Raw genomic sequence first — 20908 nt, 5'->3', positions numbered from 1 at the left:
ACGGATAATAGTGGGGCGGATCGTTATACAGATTACGGCATTGCTTACCAATATTACTGATTTGGGTTTGGTGATGATTGCATCTGTACCGGAATCTGTAAACTTGTATCAAAAGCAATCTTGCTATGAAAAATTGGAGAAAGCACTATTCATCATGACCTTAATTCCTCTAAACCAATTAGCGGCACAATCAAAGGCTGAGCGTGAAATCCTCAGTTTATCACAGGAAATATTCCCCCGGGAGACAGCAGAAAAAGTAGAGCCGGCAGAAGATTTTTTTGAGGCTGAATTGATGTTCATCCAGCTCAATACAAAATCGGAATGGATTAAAAAAATGAGGGCCAAAAACTTTGTGTATCATAAAATCGAGCAAAAAGAGCGGTCGCTGAAAGTCTACGGAGACACGGCTGTACTGATAGGGAAAATCCGTTTTACCCTTAACAATGGCAGTAATTACAATTTAATTTACACCGAGGTTTATATTAAAAGCAACAACCACTGGAAATTGGTTAATCTACATACCGTTTCCAATTAAATACAACTACTATGAAAAATAGAATATTAGGAACTAACGGTCTTCAGGTATCTGCAATGGGCCTGGGCTGTATGGGTATGAGCTTTGGCTATGGCCATGCACAGGACAAAAAAGAAATGATTGCGCTGTTACATGCCGCTGTTGAAAAGGGCATTACCTTTTTTGATACTGCTGAATGTTATGGCCCCTTTACGAACGAAGAACTTCTTGGCGAAGCACTGGCACCATTTCGCAATAAAGTAGTCATTGCTACAAAGTTTGGCTTTCAAAATGGTGATTCAACCAAGGGATTGGATAGTAGTCCGGCGAGCATAAGGGCCGTAGCTGAAGCCTCCTTAAAAAGGTTAAATGTGGAATCAATTGATCTGTTTTATCAACACCGTGTTGACCCGAATGTGCCCATGGAGGAGGTCGCGGGCACAGTAAAAGAGCTGATTCAGGAAGGAAAAGTGAAACATTTCGGGCTGTCTGAAGCTGGTGTAAAAAGTATCCGCAGTGCTCACGCGGTACAACCGGTTACTGCAGTACAAAGTGAATATTCCCTCTGGTGGAGAGAACCGGAATTGGAACTACTTCCGGCATTGGAAGAACTGGGTATTGGCTTTGTACCGTTCAGCCCTTTGGGTAAAGGTTTCCTGACCGGAAAGATTGATGAAAACACGAAATTTGAGAAAAGTGACTTCCGTAATATTGTTCCTAGATTTTCAGCTGAGGCTCGTAAAGCCAATCAGGCAATGGTAGAATTACTGAACACCATTGCCACCGGGAAAAATGCTACACCTGCACAAATTGCCTTAGCCTGGCTTTGGGCACAAAAATCATGGATCGTTCCGATCCCAGGGACCACGAAACTACATCGCCTGGAAGAAAACATTGCCGCGACAGAAGTAATTCTGAGTACTGATGATTTACAACAAATAGAAAAAGCCGCTCAACAAATACAAATTATAGGTGCGCGTTACCCTGAGCACCTACAAAAAAGAGTAGGAAAATAACCAAAATGAACTAATCGCATTGAAAATACAGGAACCTCCTTTTAACATGTTTAAGAGGGGGCTTTATTTGTATGTGCTCATATTTCAGATTGCAATACAAATCGTATGATAATCCATCAAAAACAAAGAATAATTCATTGTTCGATAGGCATAAAGACAATAATTTAGTCTTTCTTAAACCAAATATAAACCGAAACACCATGAAGTATCTTTTTAACCTGTTGGTATTACTTTCCTTGTTTTATCGAAGCCATGCACAGACCGCAACGGTTAGTCCAGCTGTAAAAACATCAGAAGCCGTTTTAAACGACTTTATGGATCAGCGATTCGGCATGTTTATCCACTGGGGACCGGTGGCTTTACGTGGAACAGAGATTGGCTGGAGCAGAGGCACCAATGTACCAATGCAAGAATATGACAATTTATATAAAGAGTTTAATCCAGTTTTATTTGATGCAGAAACCTGGGTAAAAACAGCTAAAGATGCCGGGATGAAATACCTAACCATTACTGCTAAACACCACGATGGGTTTTGTCTTTGGCCGACAAAATTCTCGGATTATAACATCATGAATTCTCCTTACAAAAAAGATATTGTGGGTGAGTTGGCTAAGGCCTGTAAAAAGTATGATATCAAATTTTGCGTTTACTTTACCGTACTAGATTGGCATGACCCCAATTATCCGATCCATCTCCCTGATGGAAAAAACCCGGATCCAAAAGCCGATATGACCAAATTTGTGACTACCATGAAAAACCAGTTACAGGAAATTGTCACCCAATATCAACCTTATATGCTTTGGTTTGACGGCAATTGGGAAAGTCCATGGAAAAACGAGTATGGGGCAGATATTTATACTTTTCTTAAAAAATTAGATCCTGATGTGATCATTAACAATAGAATTGGCGGAGGCCAGCCTGGTAGCCACCCAAAATTGGGTCCTGAAATTCTCGGAGACTATGCTACTCCGGAACAAAAAATCGGGGAGCTGAACATGAATAATCCATGGGAAACTTGCATGACCATTTGTCAACAATGGGCATGGAAACCGAATGACAAGCTAAAAACATTAAAAGAGTGTATCCAGACTTTGGCTAAAACGTCTGGAGGAAATGGAAACCTATTGTTTAACGTTGGTCCGATGGCTGATGGTAGAATCGAGCAGCGCCAGATCAACAGACTAAAAGAGATGGGCGACTGGTTAAACAACTATGGTGAAAGTGTTTATGGCACTAAAGGAGGTCCTTTTAAACCGACTGAGGTTTTTGCAACCACACGTAAAGGCAATAAGCTTTATGTCCATGTTTTTGAAAGAAAATCTGCTGATTTAACCTTACCTGCATTAAAAGGAGTTAAAATTAACAAGGCTTATTTGTTAAAAGGTGGTAAAATCAACCATCGTCAGGATGCTGCCGGAAGCATTACGCTTCAATTACCTGAACAACTCCCGAATACAGATGATTCAGTGATTGTATTGGAGCTCAATACAAACGCAGAAAAACTTCCTGTAATCTCTTAAACCACAGCCTGAACCATGATTACGAAGATACAAATTAACGACGCGCGATTCCCTCTGGGCAAAGGTGCTGGTAGTGATGCCATTCACCGTGACCCGATTTATTCTTATGCCGTAACCAATCTAATAGATGACAGTGGCCATATTGGTACAGGTTTCGCTTTTACACTGGGCGAAGGCAATGACCTGGTTTGTAAAGCCGCGGCATTTTATGCGGAACAACTTAAAGGAAAAGATATTGAAGCGCTAATGGCTGATTTTGGTACAGTTTTCCATCAGTTTTCTAATGAGCAACAATTCCGCTGGCTGGGTCCTCATAAAGGAGTAGTACATCTCGCGCTAGCCTCAGTAACGAATGCCTGTTATGATTTATGGGCAAAAAAGAGAGGAGTCCCTTTATGGAAACTCCTGACTGACTTAAGCGCTCAGGAGATCCTGAATACTTTGGACCTCTCCTATCTGGAAGATGAACTGACACGGGAACAGGCCCTGGTTTTATTGCAAAGCAACATCAACAGCAAATCTGAGCGTCTTGGTATTATTGAGGCGGGATATCCCGGGTATGACACTTCTATTGGCTGGTTTAATTACCCCGATGAAAAAGTCCGTGAAAACTGCAAGAAAGCGGTAGCGGAAGGTTTTACTGCCATGAAGTTAAAAGTAGGCAGTACTGATCCGGAGCGCGACATTCGCAGGGCGCATATTGTTCGCGAAGTAGCCGGAGCAGACATCAAAGTGATGTTGGATGCCAACCAGCAATGGACCTTACCACAAGCAATTAAGATCTGTAAAGAATTACAAAGTATGAACCCTTACTGGATTGAGGAACCTACCCATCCTGATGATGTCCTTGCTCATGCAACTTTGGCAAAAGCCATTGCACCTACTAAGCTTGCTTTAGGAGAGCATGTGCCTAACCGCATTATTTTTAAGAATTATCTGCAAACCGGATCTGCTGGCTTCATGCAGGTTGATGCCGTTCGCGTGGGTGGTGTCAGTGAGTTTATTACGGTCAGCTTGCTCTGTCGTAAATTCAATATCCCTGTGGTTCCGCATGTGGGTGATATGGGGCAGTTGCACCAACACCTGGTTTTGTTTAACCACATTTCTATGGGCCATGAAGCCTTGTTCCTGGAGCATATTCCGCATTTACAGCAACATTTCGTTCATCCTGTCAAAATTGAAGGTGGCGTATATCAGACTCCCATGGAACCTGGAAGCAGCTGCGATTTAAAATCATTGAATTAATCCGGAAAACGACATGTTAAATTCACTCGACTTAGGCATCAGCATTATATACATTCTCGGCATTCTGGCTGTGGGTCTCTGGGCTGGAATCAGTCATCGCCGCAAGAGCAAAGCAAATGCTGCCGGTGAATATTTTCTGGCTGGTAAAACCTTAAAATGGCCTGCAATCGGACTCGCACTATTTGCCACCAACATCTCTACCGTGCATTTGGTTAGTCTGGCGCAAAGCGGTTTTGACAGCGGTTTACTCAATGGAAATTTTGAATGGATGGCTGCATTCACCTTGATTCTGCTTTCTTTATTCTTTGTCCCCTTTTATATCAAATCCGGAGTCGCAACACTGCCAGATTTCCTCGAAAAACGGTACGATAGATCCAGTCGGGATTGGCTTGCGATCATTTCTGTCGTTTCTGCGATCATTATCCATATTGCCTTTTCTATGCTGGCCGGAGGCATCGTATTGAAAACACTTTTTGGACTGAATATGTACGTCAGCATCATTGTCATTTGCGTCATTACCGCGATATACACTATTATTGGTGGATTAAAAGCGGTGGTGGTTACGGAGTCTATTCAAACGGTGGTACTGCTTGCCGGTGCTTTCATCATCAGCTATGCCGCTTTTCAAAAGATGGGTGGCTGGGAACCAATGACCGACGTCCTTAAAGCAAATGACCAGATGGATAAACTTTCCATGTTGCGTCCTCATGGCGATAGCAGTGGAATGCCCTGGTATACCATATTTTTAGGTTACCCGATTTTGGGCATTTGGTATTGGTGTGCAGATCAAACAATTGTGCAGCGGGTACTGGGCGCTAAAGATGAGAATCATGCCCGCATCGGGCCGCTGTTTTGTGGTTTCATTAAATTATTACCGGTCTTCATCTTTGTCTTGCCCGGACTATTTGCCTATACCCTTTCCAAAACAGGACATCTGGATATCAGCAGTCTGGGTTTAGATGACAAAGGAAATGTGAATTCAAAGGGGATTTATACCTTGATGATTACCCAGTTATTACCTTCCGGATTGGTGGGCGTGCTCGTTGCCGCTTTATTGTCCGGATTGATGAGTCAGGTTTCGGGAGCGCTGAACTCCATATCTACCATGGTCAGTTACGATATGTATCAGCGTTACCGCCCTGCTGCGACAGATAAACAGCTGATCCGCATAGGGAAAATTGCCGCCGGAATTGCCCTGGTGTTTTCTCTTGGCTTATTGCCTTTGCTCAATAGATATGAAAGTATTTTCAGCGGAATCAATGACATCATCGCCCACATTGCACCCCCTATTACCTGTGTGTTTTTATTAGGTGTTTTTTGGAAAGGCGCTTCCGCTGCATCGGCAAAATTGACCCTTTGGATTGGCTCCGCATTGGGAGTAATTGTATTTATCATTAACAAAGTTTTCCCTGAATCACTGATTGGGCATATCCCTTTCATGATGATGGCTTTTTACCTGTTCATTACCTGCGTGGTCATTCAGGTTGTTTTTTCTTATGTATATCCAGTTCAACATACTTCAGAAAGTTCCAAACTATATTGGAAAACGCCATGGGAGCCGCTACAAGGTCCGGCATGGAAAGGACTTGGAAATTACAAAGTACTCTCTGCCCTCCTGCTAACTGTTACGGGTGTCTTATATTATATATTCAGATAGAAAATGAAATTAAGTATGATCATGGTATTGTTGTCAGGATTTCTCCTGTGCGGCTGCCAAAAAGAAAACAAAACCCACGATGTAAAACGCTTTGCTTCGGTAACCGGATTAAAAGCTGATCAACTGAAGGCCTATAAAGCATTGCATGCAAATGCCTGGCCGGAGGTTTTGAAAAAAATAAAAGACTGTCATATCGAGAACTACTCCATTTACCTCCAGAAAATAAACAACGAATATTACCTGTTCAGCTATTTTGAACATACAGGAGCAGATTTTGATGGAGACATGAAAAAGATGGCGGCTGACCCCAACACACAACGTTGGTGGAAAGAAACTGACCCTTGTCAGCAACCATTGCCGGAAGCTGCAGCAAAGCACGAAATATGGACCCCAATGGAGGAAGTCTTCCACACAAATTAAGTATACAAAAACACATGCAATTATTATCTGATAAAGTTATTTTCCTCACTGGTGGATCCATGGGTATTGGTTTGGAATGCGCAAAAAGCTATGCAAAAGAAGGGGCTATTGTAGTCATCGCAGCCTATCCATCAGGGCCTGTCGCAGCAGCCATAGCCATGTTAGGCTCAAAACATATGGGCATCACCTGCAATGTATCCAGTGCTTCACAAGTAGAAAATGCCATACAGAAAACCCTGGATAAATATGGCAGAATAGACGCCATCCACAACAATGCAGGCATTGCCTCTCCTTCTAAACCTTTGCACGAAACCAGTGACGAAGAATGGGAGAACCTAATGAATGTAAATTTAAAAAGCGTTTTACTGACTACCAGGTTCGGTTATGAAGCGCTCAAAAAAAGCAAGGGTTGCATCCTCAATACCAGTAGCTTAGTAGGCGACATTGGCCAGGAGAACCATGCCGCTTATACGGCCACAAAAGGAGGCATGAATGCTTTAACCAAATCCATGGCATTGGATTATGCAAAAGACAAAATCCGTGTCAATGCAGTGATGCCTGCCGGAGTATGGACCCCAATGTTACGTAAATGGAGTCAGGAACAACCCAACTCTGGTTCTATTGAAAAATACCTGGACGACATCCATCCGTTGGGCTATTGCCCGGAGGGAGATGCCATTGCGGATGCCTGTGTATTTCTTCTTTCGGATAAGGCGAGGTTCATCACGGGGACTACATTAGCAGTAAGCGGTGGCGCAGAATTGGGGTATAGAAGAAATTACTAACCTATTGCGCTTCTAATTCACAGAGATTCAAAAACTATTTTGCTATTTTCAGCAAAAAAAGGAATCATAACGAGATATGAAAGTAGCTAAAAAAAAGAAAGATGGCTTTAATGGTGAAAAGCTAATTAGCTTACCCAAATTCATACATGAACGTAATAGTGAAAGCAGAAATTTCTTAAATTCATTATACATTACTCATATAGGCTACTTCCCAAAAGCCGAAGGACATTATCGGAACAGGCCTAAAGGTTGTTCCGATAATATCCTTATTTATTGTGTAGACGGCAAAGGTTCATTTAGTATTGGAACAGCGCAACATCAGGTCGGGCCGAATGAATTTTTTATCATACCGGCAACCGATCAGCATGTACAATATTCATCATCCCCTGCTGATCCCTGGACAATTTACTGGGTTCATTTTACGGGGAGCAAATTACCAGACCTAAATGATTCCCTCTCCATCTGCAGCTTCCTAGCTCCCAAAACAATCCCTTTTGATGAGCACAAAATAAAGCTCTGGAACATTATGTACAATAGCTTAGAAAATGGGTATAGTGCTGAAAATCTAATTTATGCTAATTTAACCTTATATTATTTTATCGCTAATTTTCTATTTCCAAAGAAAAACACCGAATTGGTCTCTGTTTCTAATCCGGAATTAACAGATAAAATTATTGATTATATGAAAGCCAATTTGGCTAAAAAGCTGACTGTTGAAGATTTAGCTGTTGAATTCTCTTATTCTGTTTCCCATTTCCAGAATTTATTCAGAAAGAAAACAGGGATATCGGCAATCGACTATTTTATACAATTGAAACTACAGAAAGCTTGTCAGCTTTTAGCCTTATCAGATCTTCGGATAAAAGTAATAGCTTCCGGTATCGGGTATTCAGACCCTTATTATTTCTCAAGGATTTTTAATAAAGTGATGGGGATGTCGCCGGTCGCTTACCGAAAAATAAATAAAATCGGGAATTAAAACCCAAAATATACATTATTAAAAAACCCGTACTTTAAGCAAAGTACTTAAAGTACGGGTGAGATTAACAATTTTACCAATTTGGGCTTTGCAGCAAAAATCCATTCTTACTGATTTCGCTTTGTTGTATCGGCATAAAATACATTTTATCCAGGAAAACCAGAGGACCGGTTGTTGGCGTAAAAACGATCGTCGCGGTAAGAACCCATCATAACGAATATAGTTTGGTTAGTAAACCAAATCTATCTGAAAGGCCTATTTGAAGAAATAGATTAAGAAACGTTTATGATGGACAATGCGATTACATACTCAGGAAGAGATTCTGTTTTCAAACTCTGTAAATTGCGCAAGATTCTCCAGTGAAGATTGCATACCTTCATCATGGTCTTCTTTTTTGATGGCTTCCGGCACATCTTCAGCGATAATGGTAACTTCGGTTCCTTCGCTAACCGGCGTCAACCTGGTGGTAATCGTCATTTCTTTGTCGTAGACCGGATCATCAGACTTAAATTTAATCCGCTCAACTATTTTTCGATCCGGGACAAGTTCAACAAACGTCCCCTGAAAAACATCCGAACCAACAGTTGTTTTCCCCTCAACTCCCTGTTCAGCATTTATATATTTGAAGGCCATCCGGTATTTACCCCCTACATGTGGTTCAAACTCATAAATCTCGCATTCCATCCCGGAAGGTGGCCGCCATTTGACAATAGCCATGGGGTCTAAAAATGCAAGATAGATGCGATGTACCGGTGCCTTGATAATTCTCGAAGCAGAATCTATTCGTTCGTTTTTTTGTTCCATAACTTACCCGTATTATTTGATTTTCCAGGATTAGTAATTAAAAACAAGCTTAACCTCAAATTGATTTTAATTATTGATAAAATGACATACCCTACTGCTGAAAAACTGAACCATTTGAGGTTTTAATTGTTTTTATCAAAAGGAACGAATAGCATGCTGGATAGGAACAAGCGAAAAATGGGTATATCACTCCTGCTTTTAGCAGCTTCAGCCATGCTGTTTAGATTAGCTTATGCGACTGCTGCCAGCTCAGTAAGCATTTGGATAATGGTCGCTGCAGTCCTGTTGGTATTACTTGCCATGGCTGTATTTGCATTATATTTTAAAGAATGAGACAAAAAGCACCTGCAGTTCATCCTTAAAAAATCTTCATTATGAAAGCTGTTTTCTATTCCCTTATGGTCATCTTGCTACTCAGTTCTGCAACTTGCAGAAAACCCCCTCGGGGCCCTCAGCTGGAGGACAGGCTCCTCGGCGAATGGAAATATATTGGTAAAAGTGGTGGATACGCGGGCAAACACGAAAAAGCCGATCCGAAACTGAATCATATCCTTCAATTTAAAAATGGGTTTCGTTACCAGCAAAAGATAAATGATCAGGTTTCCGAACAAGGATCTTATGAACTTTATAAGGCTAAGAGCATCTACTCAGGGAAAGAAGATCTTGCGATTCGTTTCAACCCGACATCAAGTCAACCTGATAAAAACAGTGTCATTTCGTTGCGAAATGACACCTTAATCATTGCTGATAACGTTTATGACGGCTTTAAGATGGAATATATTAGCCTCAAACAGCATCTGTAGCGTAAACAGGTTTATCCTGGATTTATGCTGTTGCTTAGCCAGGGATGTTAAAACAACCAATATAGCTCATGTCGTTGTAATTGTCTAGTGGCTTGTCTATCTTAAGGTCATTATCGGCATAACAAAGTATCACATTTACGGCTGAAATTCCTTTGTTAACACAGGCCTGGTAGATTTCAACTTCTGTTTTATCGTTCCATATTGGTAATTCTTCGATAGCAGCCTGAATGCTGATTCTTTTACGGCTGAAAAAGATGGTAATCCAGTTGGCATCGTAATCGTACTGCTGCTCTATTGCCTTGCTGAACTGGGAGCGCATGTTAAAGTCCGGACTATTCCTCGAATAGTTTTCATCCGTTTTGAACAGGTGGTTATCTTTTAGGAACTTGCTTTGGTCAAAATATTTGTAAAATTGTTCTTCTGTTTTATTGGTTGTTCCTGCCCAGATGTGGACGCGTTGCTCTGCCATTTTATTTTTTATCACGATTAGAAAGGATAAAGATAGCAACTTATTAAGTTAGCGGCTGAACAACCTGGAAAGTTGACATAAAAACAGGTAAGGGCTCCATTTTTGTAGAAATGTAAAACTGCAGGCCTAAAGCGAAATTAATGCTTATTTTTGAGGGCTTCAAAAGCAAATCCCTGCTTTTCGGATACCTGTTCCATACTTCTTATAGATCAAATGATAATAAAAAATCCCTTTTCAATATCAATTCTGAATACGATAGCCCTGTTAATGGCTTTGTGCTTTTCCATTCCTACGCTTGCACAGAAAAATAAGTCAATGGATAAAGGTCAGGACATTTCTATCCTTTCCGATTCTGCAACCTTGACAAAAGGCGACTACCTGGTTCATCTTGAAAAAGTATTCGAGACGATAAACAAAGTTCCCGTAACCGTAGGCTCTTTTAAGAAACTAACCCCGATAGCTGCACATTTAACACAGGATGAAGCTGCTCTGGCCTTACTTAAAAGCAGGCTTACCCAAAGTGACAGAACGCCGAACCTGCAAAATCTGCAAATGGATCAAACCTTACTGGAAGAGCTTCATACCAATAACACAGATTGCCTGACGGATCTCGATGAGTATGAAAAAGAATTAAGAGCGCTAAAAACGGAAATCCTTAACCTAAGGAAGGATACGGTGCTGATTAAAGTTTTCACCCTGCCGGCTATGCGTATTATGTTTAAAGACCAATTTGCAGAGTTGAAGAAAAAACACATGGTCATGGATAGTCTGTTAAAGACGACCACCTTATCAATTAACAACCTGCAGGCGCGAACATCAGCTAACCTGATCAACATTAAAGAGTTGATGTACCTTACAGACCGAAATCTTGATGCGGTAAGCATAAAAGCTTTCGGGAAAGAGCGACGTTATCTTTGGGAGTCAGGAAAGAATAAGACCAGAGGTGTTGGCTTCCGGAAGTTTATCAATGGCGAACAGGAAATATCAGGTTATTACTTTGTGTACACGCGAAGTAGCCGTATGTTACTACTCTTTACCTGCGCTACGTTCTTCTTTTGGGTATTTTTCAATTTCAGGAGTATGAAACAGCGCGACCGGTTAGAGGCGCTTGACGATTTCTCTTTACTGAGTCCGCAGCCCTATCTGATTACTTTTATGATGCTGTTTACCCTGGCGCCGATCTTCGACCTCAAGGCTCCGGCACTGTATATCGAATCAGTACAGATCTTACTTGCCATTTTACTCACTGTATTCTTCCGTAAAAGACTTTCTTCAAAGCTATTCTACTATTGGTGCATCTTTGCCCTACTCCTGCTTGCCCCGGTTTTTCTGCGTCTTTTGGGAATGCCCCCAAGATTTCAGCGCTGGCTTTTACTTTTCCTAAGTCTCAGCTCTACCATCTTTGGTAGCATGATCCTGAGAAAGCTGGATGAGCAGGCAAAAAGGTATAAAATGATATTGGTAACTGGATTCATCTATACCATCTTCGCATTCATTGCAATCTTATGTAATCTCTTTGGTCGCTTCACACTGACCCAGATTTTTTACTCGACAGGCGTAAACTCTTTGTTAAATGCGATATCCTTAACGATTCTGGCGAAAGTACTGGTAGAAGCCTTCTTACTTCAAATGAAAAGTAGCAGAATCCGTAAAGGCTATCCTGAATATTTTGAATGGCGTCCGGTAATCTCGGGTCTGAAAAGGCTCACCGGAGTTGGCGCTACCATCATCTGGTTTGTGATATTTACAACGAACCTTAATATTTTTAATGGTCTGTATGAGTCTTTAATGGAGATCCTTATTGAAAAAAGAACTATAGGAAACTTCTCCTTTGACTTTGGCGGGATCGTCCTCTTTTTAGGGATCATCTGGACAGCCAACTTTTTACAGAAATACATCGCCTATTTCTTTGGTGATACCGGAGACGATGACATCGAAGACAACAAAGGACAACGCTCAAAACTACTAATTACACGATTGGTACTGCTGATTGGAGGATTCATGATCGCTGTTGCAGCATCCGGACTACCAATTGACAAAATCACCGTGATCCTTGGTGCCCTTGGTGTAGGTATCGGACTGGGTTTACAGAATATCGTGAGTAATTTCGTCTCAGGGATCATTCTTATTTTTGATAAGACGATCCGTATCGGAGATGTTGTTGAGCTGAGCAATAAAAAAGGAAGAGTTAAAGAAATCGGTGTCCGCGCCAGTACATTGCTTAGTGAGGAAGGTGCAGAGATTATTATCCCTAACGGATCCATTTTATCAAACAACATTATCAACTGGACCCTTAGCAATAACCAAATGCGCGTAGATATTTCTTTAAATATCGCTAAACCTTTCAATTCTACTGAAGTAGTGAATCAGATCAGGGATATTATCATCCAGAACAACAACGTCTTTGTCAATAAAGAACCCGTGATCATGATCATCCCTGTGAGTAAGTTAAAGAGTAATATAAAGATATACTTCTGGTGCAAGGATATTTCCAATGCAGACCTAACCAGAAATATAATTATTGCACAAATATTTGAGACTTTTGAAGAAAAAGAAATAGAAATGTTATAATTAAAAAGGGTTCTATGGTTCGAGGGATGTAACTCTTCGAACCATAGAACCCTTTGTCTCCTTCCTTATTATCTACCTGGAGATAACTTCCGGATTACTGATGGTTTTAACAATAAACCTGTTTGTAAGTTCTGTTTCCTCAGGAAATCCACAATCAAATTTAATGGTATGTTTTCCTGGCTTCAAGCTAGGAATGGCTTGTTTCAATGCTACTTCCTGCTTAAAACCACCTTTGCTATTGTAAATTTTAATCGTTGTTCCGTTGCAAACAATGGAATTTCCTGCCTCATATTCTCCCGGCAATTCCAGCTTAAAATACCCATCCAATTCAATCCATGGATTACTAATGACCCCTTCTTTCCCCATAAAAGTCAGGCTAAAATTTAAAGGTTGTTCCGCATTATTATTTACAAAAGACCATTCCGAAAAGGTTGGTTGTCCGGGTTGAAGCACTTGTTTAGCGTGCTCAAATTTGAATTTCTTAAAGGGATAAAGGTTCCAGCCCTTATTGTTCTGCTCCAGGTGAAAATCGTTTTCAGGATTCTTCAATCTTGCCAATTGATCCGGAGAGAAAATTTTCGTTCTGTAAGCATCCTGCCAAAGCTTGATCAGGGCCAGTAATTCTTTAGTATCCGGATTTTTCTGCAGGTTTTTGTAGCGGGCCACCAATGCAAATCCGGCATTGTAACCCGCAGCTCTTGCCATCATCCATTCAATATCTTCTGCTGTTGTTGTAGAAGATAGTAAAAACCATCCCAGCATATTAGGCATATAATTCCTTTCTAAAAAAGGCTGATTTTCTAAACGATAGTCCCCCTGAGACTCCCTAAATCCGCCATACCATGGCTCTCCCCAGTTCCAGTAGGAACAGTTATGCCAATAATAATGGCTTGATCTACTTGTTCCGTTAACCATCGTATGCCTGGTACCCTTTAATACCTTGTCGGCAAAAGTCTGCATCCCATAATCACCTTCTCCTGACGAAAAACACCCTTCATGACCATCAAAATCCATTTGTGAAACACCGGTTTCATTAAAAAACCTACTTAAATTTCCGGCGATTTCCTGTTGAAGATTGAAATCAGGGAAAAGTGTATTGTAAGGATAATCCATCATCATCCCCGCGCCTGTTCCTTTAGCATGTGCTGAAGCTTTTGTTCCATAAGCGCCACGCTGACAATCCAGCAACTTAAAAGGAGCTGTTGTGGACACTGCACGGAAACGGATAATTTCCTCACCGATCTGTACCGCATGTAAGGTGCTTGGCTTTAGATTCTTAAAATACTGGTCAGATTCTACTGCAATTTCCGTAGCAGCCGGGGTGATACTTTCTGTTAATATCGACGAACCGGTTAGCGCAAGACGTTTGTCGGGTACAGGCGTAACATAAGGATCATTCGTATTGATAAAGGTACTCAGCGTGTGTACACCGATACGGATACCCATTTTTGAGGCTTTCTCCACACAGGTTTTCATACCCGCATTACCGTTAGGAAAGCTGACCGGATTCAGCGCAAAATGCCCCCAGGATTGAAATGGACTTTCATGGTAAACAGACATTAATCCTGCCTGTTTTGTATAATCCAGCATGGCATCGATGTTGGTTTCATCAAAATCAGCAATCAGATAAGCTCTTCCGGTTTCAGGTGATTGTTTATGCCAAATCCCATTAATTAAAGGATGAGGAAGGCCTTCGGCAAGTTCAATTACCCCTATACGGGAGAGCACTTGATTTTCAGCACAACCAAAAACTGCAATCTTTGAACCAATGGTTGTTTCCCCGGGAATAGCACTAACGGGCATTTCCGGATACTGTGTCCAGACAGTGGTTTTCCTTGCTTTTGAGCGATCAAGACTGAATGCCTGCAAACTACTGCCGTAAGGCTGAGTTAGTGCCACAGAACCTCTGGAATCATCTGCCCCTCCTTCATTTAATAAAAGACCTCCAATAGTTTTTACATTTAAGGATTGAAGTCCGATTGCATATTGGCCATCACGAACTACGCCAATCACTTCTCCAATCGTTTGTCCGATAATGGTGGGATATGAGCCCCAGGATACGGCTTTCACTTTATCTTTTGCGCTTAAGCCAATGAGTTCAAAAACCAAATGGCTTTTTTTCTGCGTCACTTTGATATCGGCCGAGATTTTGGATTGTGCAAAATCCAGTGTCATCATCCCCGATTTAGGATTGAAAACGGCTTTAGCCGGTTCTTCCCAGTCGTTAGTGACACGAATCTTCAATAAAGGAGCTTTTTCTCCCGGAGCCAGGTAATTTTTACTGGTTTTTGGGTTCAACATTGCAGTGATTTGCCCGGTTGGGGAAACTGCAAGGTTTAGATCTTGTGACTGTAAGTTGATTTGTTGTGCTCTCGCATGAGCAAAGAGCAGTAAAAATAAGATTACAGTAGAAATCTGTTTAACGTACATGTTTTCGTTGGTTATATTTGGTTTATTGTGTTTGTATCTTGCTGATTCCTGCAATCAGGCCATTACTTTCTGCCTTAACGGTAATCATCCCTTTAGCTCCTTTTTTTGCTTTTACGATGACCAATGCCATTCCGTTGAAAGCTGGTCGGTCATGACTTTGAAAAGAAACAAAACTGGTGGCATCCCCATTATCTGTTGCCACGATTTCACCGGGGCCTTCAATGGTAAAATGGATGGTTGGATTGGACCGCGGCACCATCAACCCTGCTTTATCCGTTACTTTTACCGTAATAAAACAGAGCTCCTCTTTATCCGGTTTAATTGCCGGCCGATCCGCGGAAAGCGCAAGCTTAGTCATCTCCCCTGTAGTTTTCACCACATCGCTTGCCCAGAGCTTACCGTTCTTATAACTCAATACTTTAAGCTCACCCGGCTCATAGGTTACTTTATCCCAAACCAGTCGGAAATCTTTTCCAGGTTCTTTCACTTTACGTCCTAAGCTCTTACCGTTTAAAAACAGCTCGGCTTCATCACCAGAGGTGTACACATGTACCGGTGTAATCGAGTCTATCCGCTCCGGCCAGTTCCAGTGAGGCAGAATATGTGCCATTGGGAAATCGGGGCGCCAATGTGCCTGATAACTATAAAAGCGGTCTTTAGGGAAACCTGCTAAATCAATAATCCCAAAATAGCTACTTCTTGATGGTGGGTTATTTTTACGGATGACCTCCAGCTGTTTCTCCAGTTCTTCTTTTTTACTGGCATCAGCGCGGAAATTAAGCAGGTTGGTTTCATCTGAATTGTAAGGTGTAGGTTCTCCTAAATAGTCAAAACCTGTCCAGACATATTCGCCTAATAAATTAGGGTATTTAGCATTGGTTCTGAACTGCTCATCCGGAGAACAGCCCCAACCCGGACTGGCTACATCGTAGGAAGTAATCTGCCAGTTTTTGTATTGAGTACCCGCAAAATAATATTCCCCACGGGAACTGACGCAGGAAGAAGTTTCACTACCTAAGGTCGGTTTATTGGCATATCTCGGATCTGCATCCCATTTCGCTTGCTGACCAAAAAAGTAATTTACACCCATTAAATCCAGGGCTGTTACCGCACCAGAATTACGCCCGCCATCGGGATCGTTATAACCATTAGAAACCGGACGCGTAGGATCTTCCCGACGCATGATATCAGCCAGATGTTTAGTGAGTTTAACATCCTGTTGTTCCATCACTTCATTACCTATTGACCAGATAAAAACGGAAGGATGATTGCGATCTCTATGTACTAATGCCGTGATATCTTTGTCGTGCCATTCGTCAAATATTTTATTGTAATCATTTTTACGTTTTCCTTTTTTCCAGGCATCAAAAGTTTCATCCCAAACCAGGAAGCCCATTTTATCTGCCATTTCCAGTAATTCAGGAGCCGGCGGATTATGTGAAGTACGCAAAGAATTACAGCCCATTTCTTTTAGCAGTTTCAGCTGGCGTGTTAAAGCGCTCAGGTTAAAGGCAGCCCCCAGTGCTCCTAAATCATGGTGATTACAGGTTCCCTGAATCTGAACACGTTTCCCGTTCAGTAAAAATCCTTTGTTAGCGGTAAACTCGATCGTTCTCACACCAAATGGTGTAAAATAGGTATCCACTACTTTTCCATTGATATGGATGGTGGTTTGCGCTACATAACGGTTAGGCCTTTCGATACTCCAGCGTTTAGGGTTAGGAATGATTGCTTTTGAAGCGCTTACTTTATTTTCTCCGGCATTTATTTCTATGTTGACATCCTGAGCTGTGGCTACTTTACGGGAGGGCTTATCCGAAGCATCAAGCTCAAATAAGGTGGTACTCAGGATTGCTTTTACGCTTTTTTTGGATTGATTGTTTACCGTTGTTGCCATGTTGATTACGGCTTTCTGATCAGACACTTCAGGGGTAGTGATGTATGTGCCCCAATGGCCTACATGGACCGGATCTGTCTTGACCAGCCATACATGACGGTAAATTCCTGCGCCGGGATACCAGCGGGAATCCCAGTCCTCGGTGTCTAAACGAACGGCCAGTATATTTTCTTTTCCGAACTCCAGAAAAGGGGTTAAATCCATGCGGAATGAGGTATATCCATAAGGCCAGGTGCCCACATATTTCCCGTTTAACCAGATTTTCGCATTGGCCATGGCGCCGTCAAAATCTACGAACACCTGTTTACCGGCATCAGCTTTACTTACCGTAAAATGCTTTCTATACCAACCAATTCCTTTCCATGGCAATTTTCCGGTGGAGCCATCCAGCTCAATCCTAAAAGGGCCGGTAATGGCCCAGTCGTGCGGCAAGTTCAATTTCTGCCAGCCATTCTCCTGGAATGAAGCGGCTTCCAGTCCTGATGGTTCGGTTTTCCTTGTCCCATCCGGCTGTAAACCATATCGGGCAAAGGACCAGCCCTGGTCAAATGAAACGGTATTCGAAGCACCCATTCTTTCAATAGATTTACTTTGGGCGAATGCTGGGTTGAAACTTATGGCACTGAGCATCAGCAGCAGGAATATGATTCTTATAAAAGATGATTTACAATTCATTTATCTTAGTGTATGTCTGGTTATTTTCCATTGATAAGTTGAACATTTAGCAGAATGATTCATTGGAAAAAGATAAACCTAGGTTCTTTCGCTTCTAATTAAAATAGAATATCCGCTGATTAAGATGGATTATCCAATGGTTGGATAATAAGATTAAGATTCGTAGTTTTATAATCTTCAAACTTTATTTAGTGACTTTTACAATTCCTCCTACGTCCTTTCCTCCAATAAAAACATGGATTTTGTTCAACAAACATTTTATCACCCTTGCATTTAGTTTCTGCATTTGTTTAACTACGAATGCGCAAGTCACTCAGCAAGACAGCCTAAAGCGATTGTTAAAACAGACTGTTAGCAGCGGGGAACAATATAGAATCACTATAGAACTGACCAGGTTAATTAACAAAACCAGGCCTGCTTTGGCATTAAGCTATGCAGAGGAAGCGATAAAACTTGCCCATAAGATCAATGCGGATTCCTTGATCAACAAAGCAAACTTAAACCTGGCAACGGTCTATTTCCGCCTGGAAAACTATCCGAAATCATTACAGCTTTACTTTAAAGTTATTAATGAGCTGCAAAAAAATCCAGATCCTGATTTGCTTTTTACAGCTTACATCAATTCGGGTAATATCAATATTCTGCAGAGCGATTATAAAAACGGCATTGCAAAATATACTAAGGCACTGGAGTATTTATCAGCAAATACAAAAAAGAATCTGGAGAGAAAAGCGGGCTTACTCAACAACATCGGAGGCACCTATAAAGAAATAAAGGAATATGATAAGGCCATGGTTTATTTAGACGAGGCTTTAAAGTTGAGCAGACAGCTCAACAATCAGGGGATTATTGCCAATGTATTAAATAACAAGGGTCTGGTTTATGAAAAAACCGGTAAACATGAGTTGGCGCTTCAGCATTTTCTGGAAGGCATGAAAATCAGGGAGAAAAGCAATGATACCATAGGCCTGATTGGTTCTAATTTCAGACTTGGACAGTATTATTATAACCTGAAAAACTATAGTGCATCGGAGAACTATCTCAAAAAAATCACCAGCTTAAATCAGAATTTAGGCTCCTTGAATATGGTCAATCAATCTTCCCTGTACTTATATAGGATTTATAAGCTGCAAGGTAGATATAAAGAGGCATTAGCTGCCCTTGAGCTCAATAAAGAGACCAACGACAGTCTGTATAATGAGGCCAGAACACGCAAAATTGCGCAGTTGGAAATGCAGTTTGACTATGACCGCAGGCAAAATGAGCAGGAGACCAAACAAAGGGAAAAGGACCTGTACAGCTGGCTAACAGGGATCAGCCTTGCATTATCCCTGGTCATTATCACGCTCCTTTACTTTTTACAAAAGAACAAAGCCCGGAAATCACAACTTAAACAGGCAAATTTACAGTTAGAAAAACAAAGCCTCGAAAAAGATATTGAATTAAAGGACAAAGAGCTCACCACACAAGTTCTGCATTTGGTTCAAAAAAATGAGCTCATCAATGTAATTTCAGAAAAGCTGCTGGACATCAAAGAGAGTCTGGGGAAGGAATCTCATGCTGCGGTTCAAAAAGTAATTATGGACCTTCAGTCTAATTTACAACCTGAACTTCTCAATGAGTTTAAGTTGAGGTTCCAGCACATACATAATGATTTCTTCAGCGCTTTGAATGAAAAATTCCCTAATCTTAGTCCATCTGAACTCAGGTTATGTGCTTTCTTAAAATTGAACCTGACCACTAAAGAGATTTCAGCCATTACCAACATCAGTGCGAAGTCGATAGAAATTGCCCGTACCCGTTTGCGTAAAAAGTTAAATCTAACCGGAACAGACACCAACCTGGTTATCTTCTTAGCCCGGCTCGATCAGGTATAAACCTGATTCTGAAAATCCGCTAGCCAGGCGCGCTTTATTACCCCATTCTCGTCCAAAATCTATTAGTAGTGCTAAAACCGTGGCAAAACACCCATTAAAAGCGGTTTTGTAGTGGTTTTGTAATGGTCGTTTTTTGCTAATTACAGGATTAAAGCCCTTATTTAGCAGCTACCAATTTCGACCAAACCACAACAAACTATAACAAGAACCATGGAGAATATTAATCACGAAAATAACTTCTTTGAGAAAAAACATATTACCGTTCCCACCGCAGTTATCAACGAATATGTTAAAAACAAGTTTTTCAGAAATGCGCTCTATATAACTGAAATAGGTTCCCTTACGCCCAACTGTGCTCATCAGGAATTAACCGAAAGGCAATGTCCGGATTACGTCCTGGTCTATTGCCTCGCCGGGAAAGGGCATTGTGAAACACGAAATGAGCTCTTTAGTCTTCAAGCCAATCAATTCATGCTCATATCTCCTGAGCAAGCCTATCGGCTCCAGGCTGACCCGGAAAGCCCATGGCATATCCACTGGCTGCATTTTAATGGCCATATGGTCCATGAATTAAAAACGAACTTCGATTTCCAGCAGTTTAAAAAACCTGTCGCACTCCCTTTCAGGGATCAGGTGACGGATAGCTGGCAAAAGATTCACAGCAGCTTATCAGATGGTTTTGCCTTAGAAAACTTAGGCTATGCCAACCTCAATTTATATCATTTACTCTCTTTGCTCCTCTTTATTAATAACGGGAATAATGCCCGCCGCAAAGATGAAGACCAACTGGAGCAATCCATTGCATTTATGAAGGATAATTTACACAAGCCCCTTACTGTAGAAAGTATCGCGAAGGAGTTTAATTATTCTTCCTCGCATTACTCAACGCTTTTTAAACAGAAAACAGGTTTGTCCCCTATAGATTATTTTATCAGGCTAAAAATTCAATACGCTTGTCAATTGTTAACGAAGAACACCTTAATCATTAAAGAAATCGCACAAAAAGTGGGTTATGATGATCCATTCTACTTTTCCAGAATATTTAAGAAGATTACCGGCAAATCGCCTGTAGAATATAAAGGCGGATTAAAGCTTAAAAAAGCAAAACCAGCTGTTGTATTTAGCACTTCCAACTGGTCTGTTAACGACTTCCTCTCCACATTTAAAACCGAACAGAACTACCAGATCTACTAAATATTTCTCTCCGGGGATTACCATAAAAACAAGAAGGCCTGTATCGGAAATC

General features: G+C 41.3%; 16 protein-coding genes. 12 read left to right on the top strand and 4 right to left on the bottom strand.

What is annotated here, in order from left to right; genetic code table 11:
• The first annotated feature begins 40 nt into the window (after positions 1-40).
• From OQX61_RS14465 to OQX61_RS14430, 8 genes are all read left to right on the top strand, one after another.
• On the top strand, positions 41-535 hold the full coding sequence (locus OQX61_RS14465) for a nuclear transport factor 2 family protein (protein WP_265842464.1): 495 nt from the start codon (positions 41-43) through the stop codon (positions 533-535).
• Positions 536-546: 11 nt separating this feature from the next.
• Positions 547-1530 carry an aldo/keto reductase gene (locus tag OQX61_RS14460; protein ID WP_265842463.1) on the top strand — a complete coding sequence of 328 codons (984 nt, stop codon included), beginning with the start codon at positions 547-549 and terminating at the stop codon, positions 1528-1530.
• A gap of 200 nt (positions 1531-1730) precedes the next feature.
• Complete coding sequence (locus OQX61_RS14455; RefSeq protein WP_265842462.1) at positions 1731-3050, top strand: alpha-L-fucosidase; 1320 nt, start codon at positions 1731-1733, stop codon at positions 3048-3050.
• 15 nt (positions 3051-3065) lie between these two features.
• On the top strand, positions 3066-4295 hold the full coding sequence (locus tag OQX61_RS14450; protein WP_265842461.1) for an enolase C-terminal domain-like protein: 1230 nt from the start codon (positions 3066-3068) through the stop codon (positions 4293-4295).
• Between the two features lie 13 nt (positions 4296-4308).
• Positions 4309-5952, top strand: coding sequence for a sodium:solute symporter (locus OQX61_RS14445; RefSeq protein ID WP_265842460.1), 1644 nt, complete (start codon positions 4309-4311; stop codon positions 5950-5952).
• A gap of 3 nt (positions 5953-5955) precedes the next feature.
• Positions 5956-6372, top strand: coding sequence for an L-rhamnose mutarotase (locus tag OQX61_RS14440; protein ID WP_265842459.1), 417 nt, complete (start codon positions 5956-5958; stop codon positions 6370-6372).
• A 14-nt stretch (positions 6373-6386) separates the two neighbouring features.
• Entirely contained in the window at positions 6387-7157 is a 771-nt protein-coding gene (locus OQX61_RS14435; RefSeq protein WP_265842458.1) for an SDR family oxidoreductase, read from the top strand.
• Between the two features lie 526 nt (positions 7158-7683).
• The gene (locus tag OQX61_RS14430) at positions 7684-8136 is read left to right on the top strand and encodes an AraC family transcriptional regulator (protein ID WP_265842457.1); all 453 of its coding nucleotides are present in this window, start codon (positions 7684-7686) and stop codon (positions 8134-8136) included.
• A 309-nt stretch (positions 8137-8445) separates the two neighbouring features.
• Here the strand turns inward: OQX61_RS14430 and OQX61_RS14425 are convergent, their stop codons facing one another.
• A complete protein-coding gene (locus OQX61_RS14425) occupies positions 8446-8940 on the bottom strand; it encodes an SRPBCC family protein (protein ID WP_265842456.1) in 495 nt (164 codons plus the stop codon).
• Positions 8941-9314: 374 nt separating this feature from the next.
• Here OQX61_RS14425 and OQX61_RS14420 point away from each other — a divergent pair, with 374 nt between their 5' ends.
• Positions 9315-9743, top strand: coding sequence for a hypothetical protein (locus OQX61_RS14420; protein WP_265842455.1), 429 nt, complete (start codon positions 9315-9317; stop codon positions 9741-9743).
• Between the two features lie 34 nt (positions 9744-9777).
• On the opposite strand, the gene OQX61_RS14415 is transcribed toward OQX61_RS14420, so the two are convergent.
• A complete protein-coding gene (locus OQX61_RS14415; protein ID WP_265842454.1) occupies positions 9778-10212 on the bottom strand; it encodes an immunity 22 family protein in 435 nt (144 codons plus the stop codon).
• A 315-nt stretch (positions 10213-10527) separates the two neighbouring features.
• Between OQX61_RS14415 and OQX61_RS14410 the strand changes: the two genes are divergently transcribed.
• On the top strand, positions 10528-12783 hold the full coding sequence (locus tag OQX61_RS14410; RefSeq protein WP_265842453.1) for a mechanosensitive ion channel domain-containing protein: 2256 nt from the start codon (positions 10528-10530) through the stop codon (positions 12781-12783).
• A 72-nt stretch (positions 12784-12855) separates the two neighbouring features.
• On the opposite strand, the gene OQX61_RS14405 is transcribed toward OQX61_RS14410, so the two are convergent.
• Positions 12856-15213, bottom strand: a complete 2358-nt coding sequence (locus tag OQX61_RS14405; protein WP_265842451.1) for a hypothetical protein — start codon at positions 15211-15213, stop codon at positions 12856-12858.
• Between the two features lie 22 nt (positions 15214-15235).
• Positions 15236-17785, bottom strand: coding sequence for a beta-galactosidase GalB (gene galB, locus OQX61_RS14400; RefSeq protein ID WP_265842450.1), 2550 nt, complete (start codon positions 17783-17785; stop codon positions 15236-15238).
• A 242-nt stretch (positions 17786-18027) separates the two neighbouring features.
• Here galB and OQX61_RS14395 point away from each other — a divergent pair, with 242 nt between their 5' ends.
• Together OQX61_RS14395 and OQX61_RS14390 are read left to right on the top strand one after the other, a co-directional pair.
• On the top strand, positions 18028-19662 hold the full coding sequence (locus tag OQX61_RS14395) for a tetratricopeptide repeat protein (protein ID WP_265842449.1): 1635 nt from the start codon (positions 18028-18030) through the stop codon (positions 19660-19662).
• A gap of 210 nt (positions 19663-19872) precedes the next feature.
• The gene (locus OQX61_RS14390; RefSeq protein WP_265842448.1) at positions 19873-20856 is read left to right on the top strand and encodes an AraC family transcriptional regulator; all 984 of its coding nucleotides are present in this window, start codon (positions 19873-19875) and stop codon (positions 20854-20856) included.
• Positions 20857-20908: the final 52 nt, after the last annotated feature.

This window comes from Pedobacter sp. PLR (genome assembly GCF_026239675.1).
Taxonomy (GTDB): domain Bacteria; phylum Bacteroidota; class Bacteroidia; order Sphingobacteriales; family Sphingobacteriaceae; genus Pedobacter.
Note: the sequence above shows the minus strand (reverse complement) of the source record. Positions and strands in the feature narration are given on the sequence as shown.

What these genes read in the sequence shown, in the direction of transcription:
- OQX61_RS14420 (WP_265842455.1), top strand. Translation starts at nt 9,315, where the DNA reads ATGAAAGCTGTTTTCTATTCCCTTATGGTCATCTTGCTACTCAGTTCT.
- OQX61_RS14390 (WP_265842448.1), top strand. Translation starts at nt 19,873, where the DNA reads ATGGAGAATATTAATCACGAAAATAACTTCTTTGAGAAAAAACATATT.
- OQX61_RS14415 (WP_265842454.1), bottom strand. Translation starts at nt 10,212, where the DNA reads ATGGCAGAGCAACGCGTCCACATCTGGGCAGGAACAACCAATAAAACA.
- OQX61_RS14430 (WP_265842457.1), top strand. Translation starts at nt 7,684, where the DNA reads ATGTACAATAGCTTAGAAAATGGGTATAGTGCTGAAAATCTAATTTAT.
- OQX61_RS14435 (WP_265842458.1), top strand. Translation starts at nt 6,387, where the DNA reads ATGCAATTATTATCTGATAAAGTTATTTTCCTCACTGGTGGATCCATG.
- OQX61_RS14455 (WP_265842462.1), top strand. Translation starts at nt 1,731, where the DNA reads ATGAAGTATCTTTTTAACCTGTTGGTATTACTTTCCTTGTTTTATCGA.
- OQX61_RS14405 (WP_265842451.1), bottom strand. Translation starts at nt 15,213, where the DNA reads ATGTACGTTAAACAGATTTCTACTGTAATCTTATTTTTACTGCTCTTT.
- galB (WP_265842450.1), bottom strand. Translation starts at nt 17,785, where the DNA reads ATGAATTGTAAATCATCTTTTATAAGAATCATATTCCTGCTGCTGATG.
- OQX61_RS14440 (WP_265842459.1), top strand. Translation starts at nt 5,956, where the DNA reads ATGAAATTAAGTATGATCATGGTATTGTTGTCAGGATTTCTCCTGTGC.
- OQX61_RS14450 (WP_265842461.1), top strand. Translation starts at nt 3,066, where the DNA reads ATGATTACGAAGATACAAATTAACGACGCGCGATTCCCTCTGGGCAAA.
- OQX61_RS14425 (WP_265842456.1), bottom strand. Translation starts at nt 8,940, where the DNA reads ATGGAACAAAAAAACGAACGAATAGATTCTGCTTCGAGAATTATCAAG.
- OQX61_RS14410 (WP_265842453.1), top strand. Translation starts at nt 10,528, where the DNA reads ATGGATAAAGGTCAGGACATTTCTATCCTTTCCGATTCTGCAACCTTG.
- OQX61_RS14460 (WP_265842463.1), top strand. Translation starts at nt 547, where the DNA reads ATGAAAAATAGAATATTAGGAACTAACGGTCTTCAGGTATCTGCAATG.
- OQX61_RS14445 (WP_265842460.1), top strand. Translation starts at nt 4,309, where the DNA reads ATGTTAAATTCACTCGACTTAGGCATCAGCATTATATACATTCTCGGC.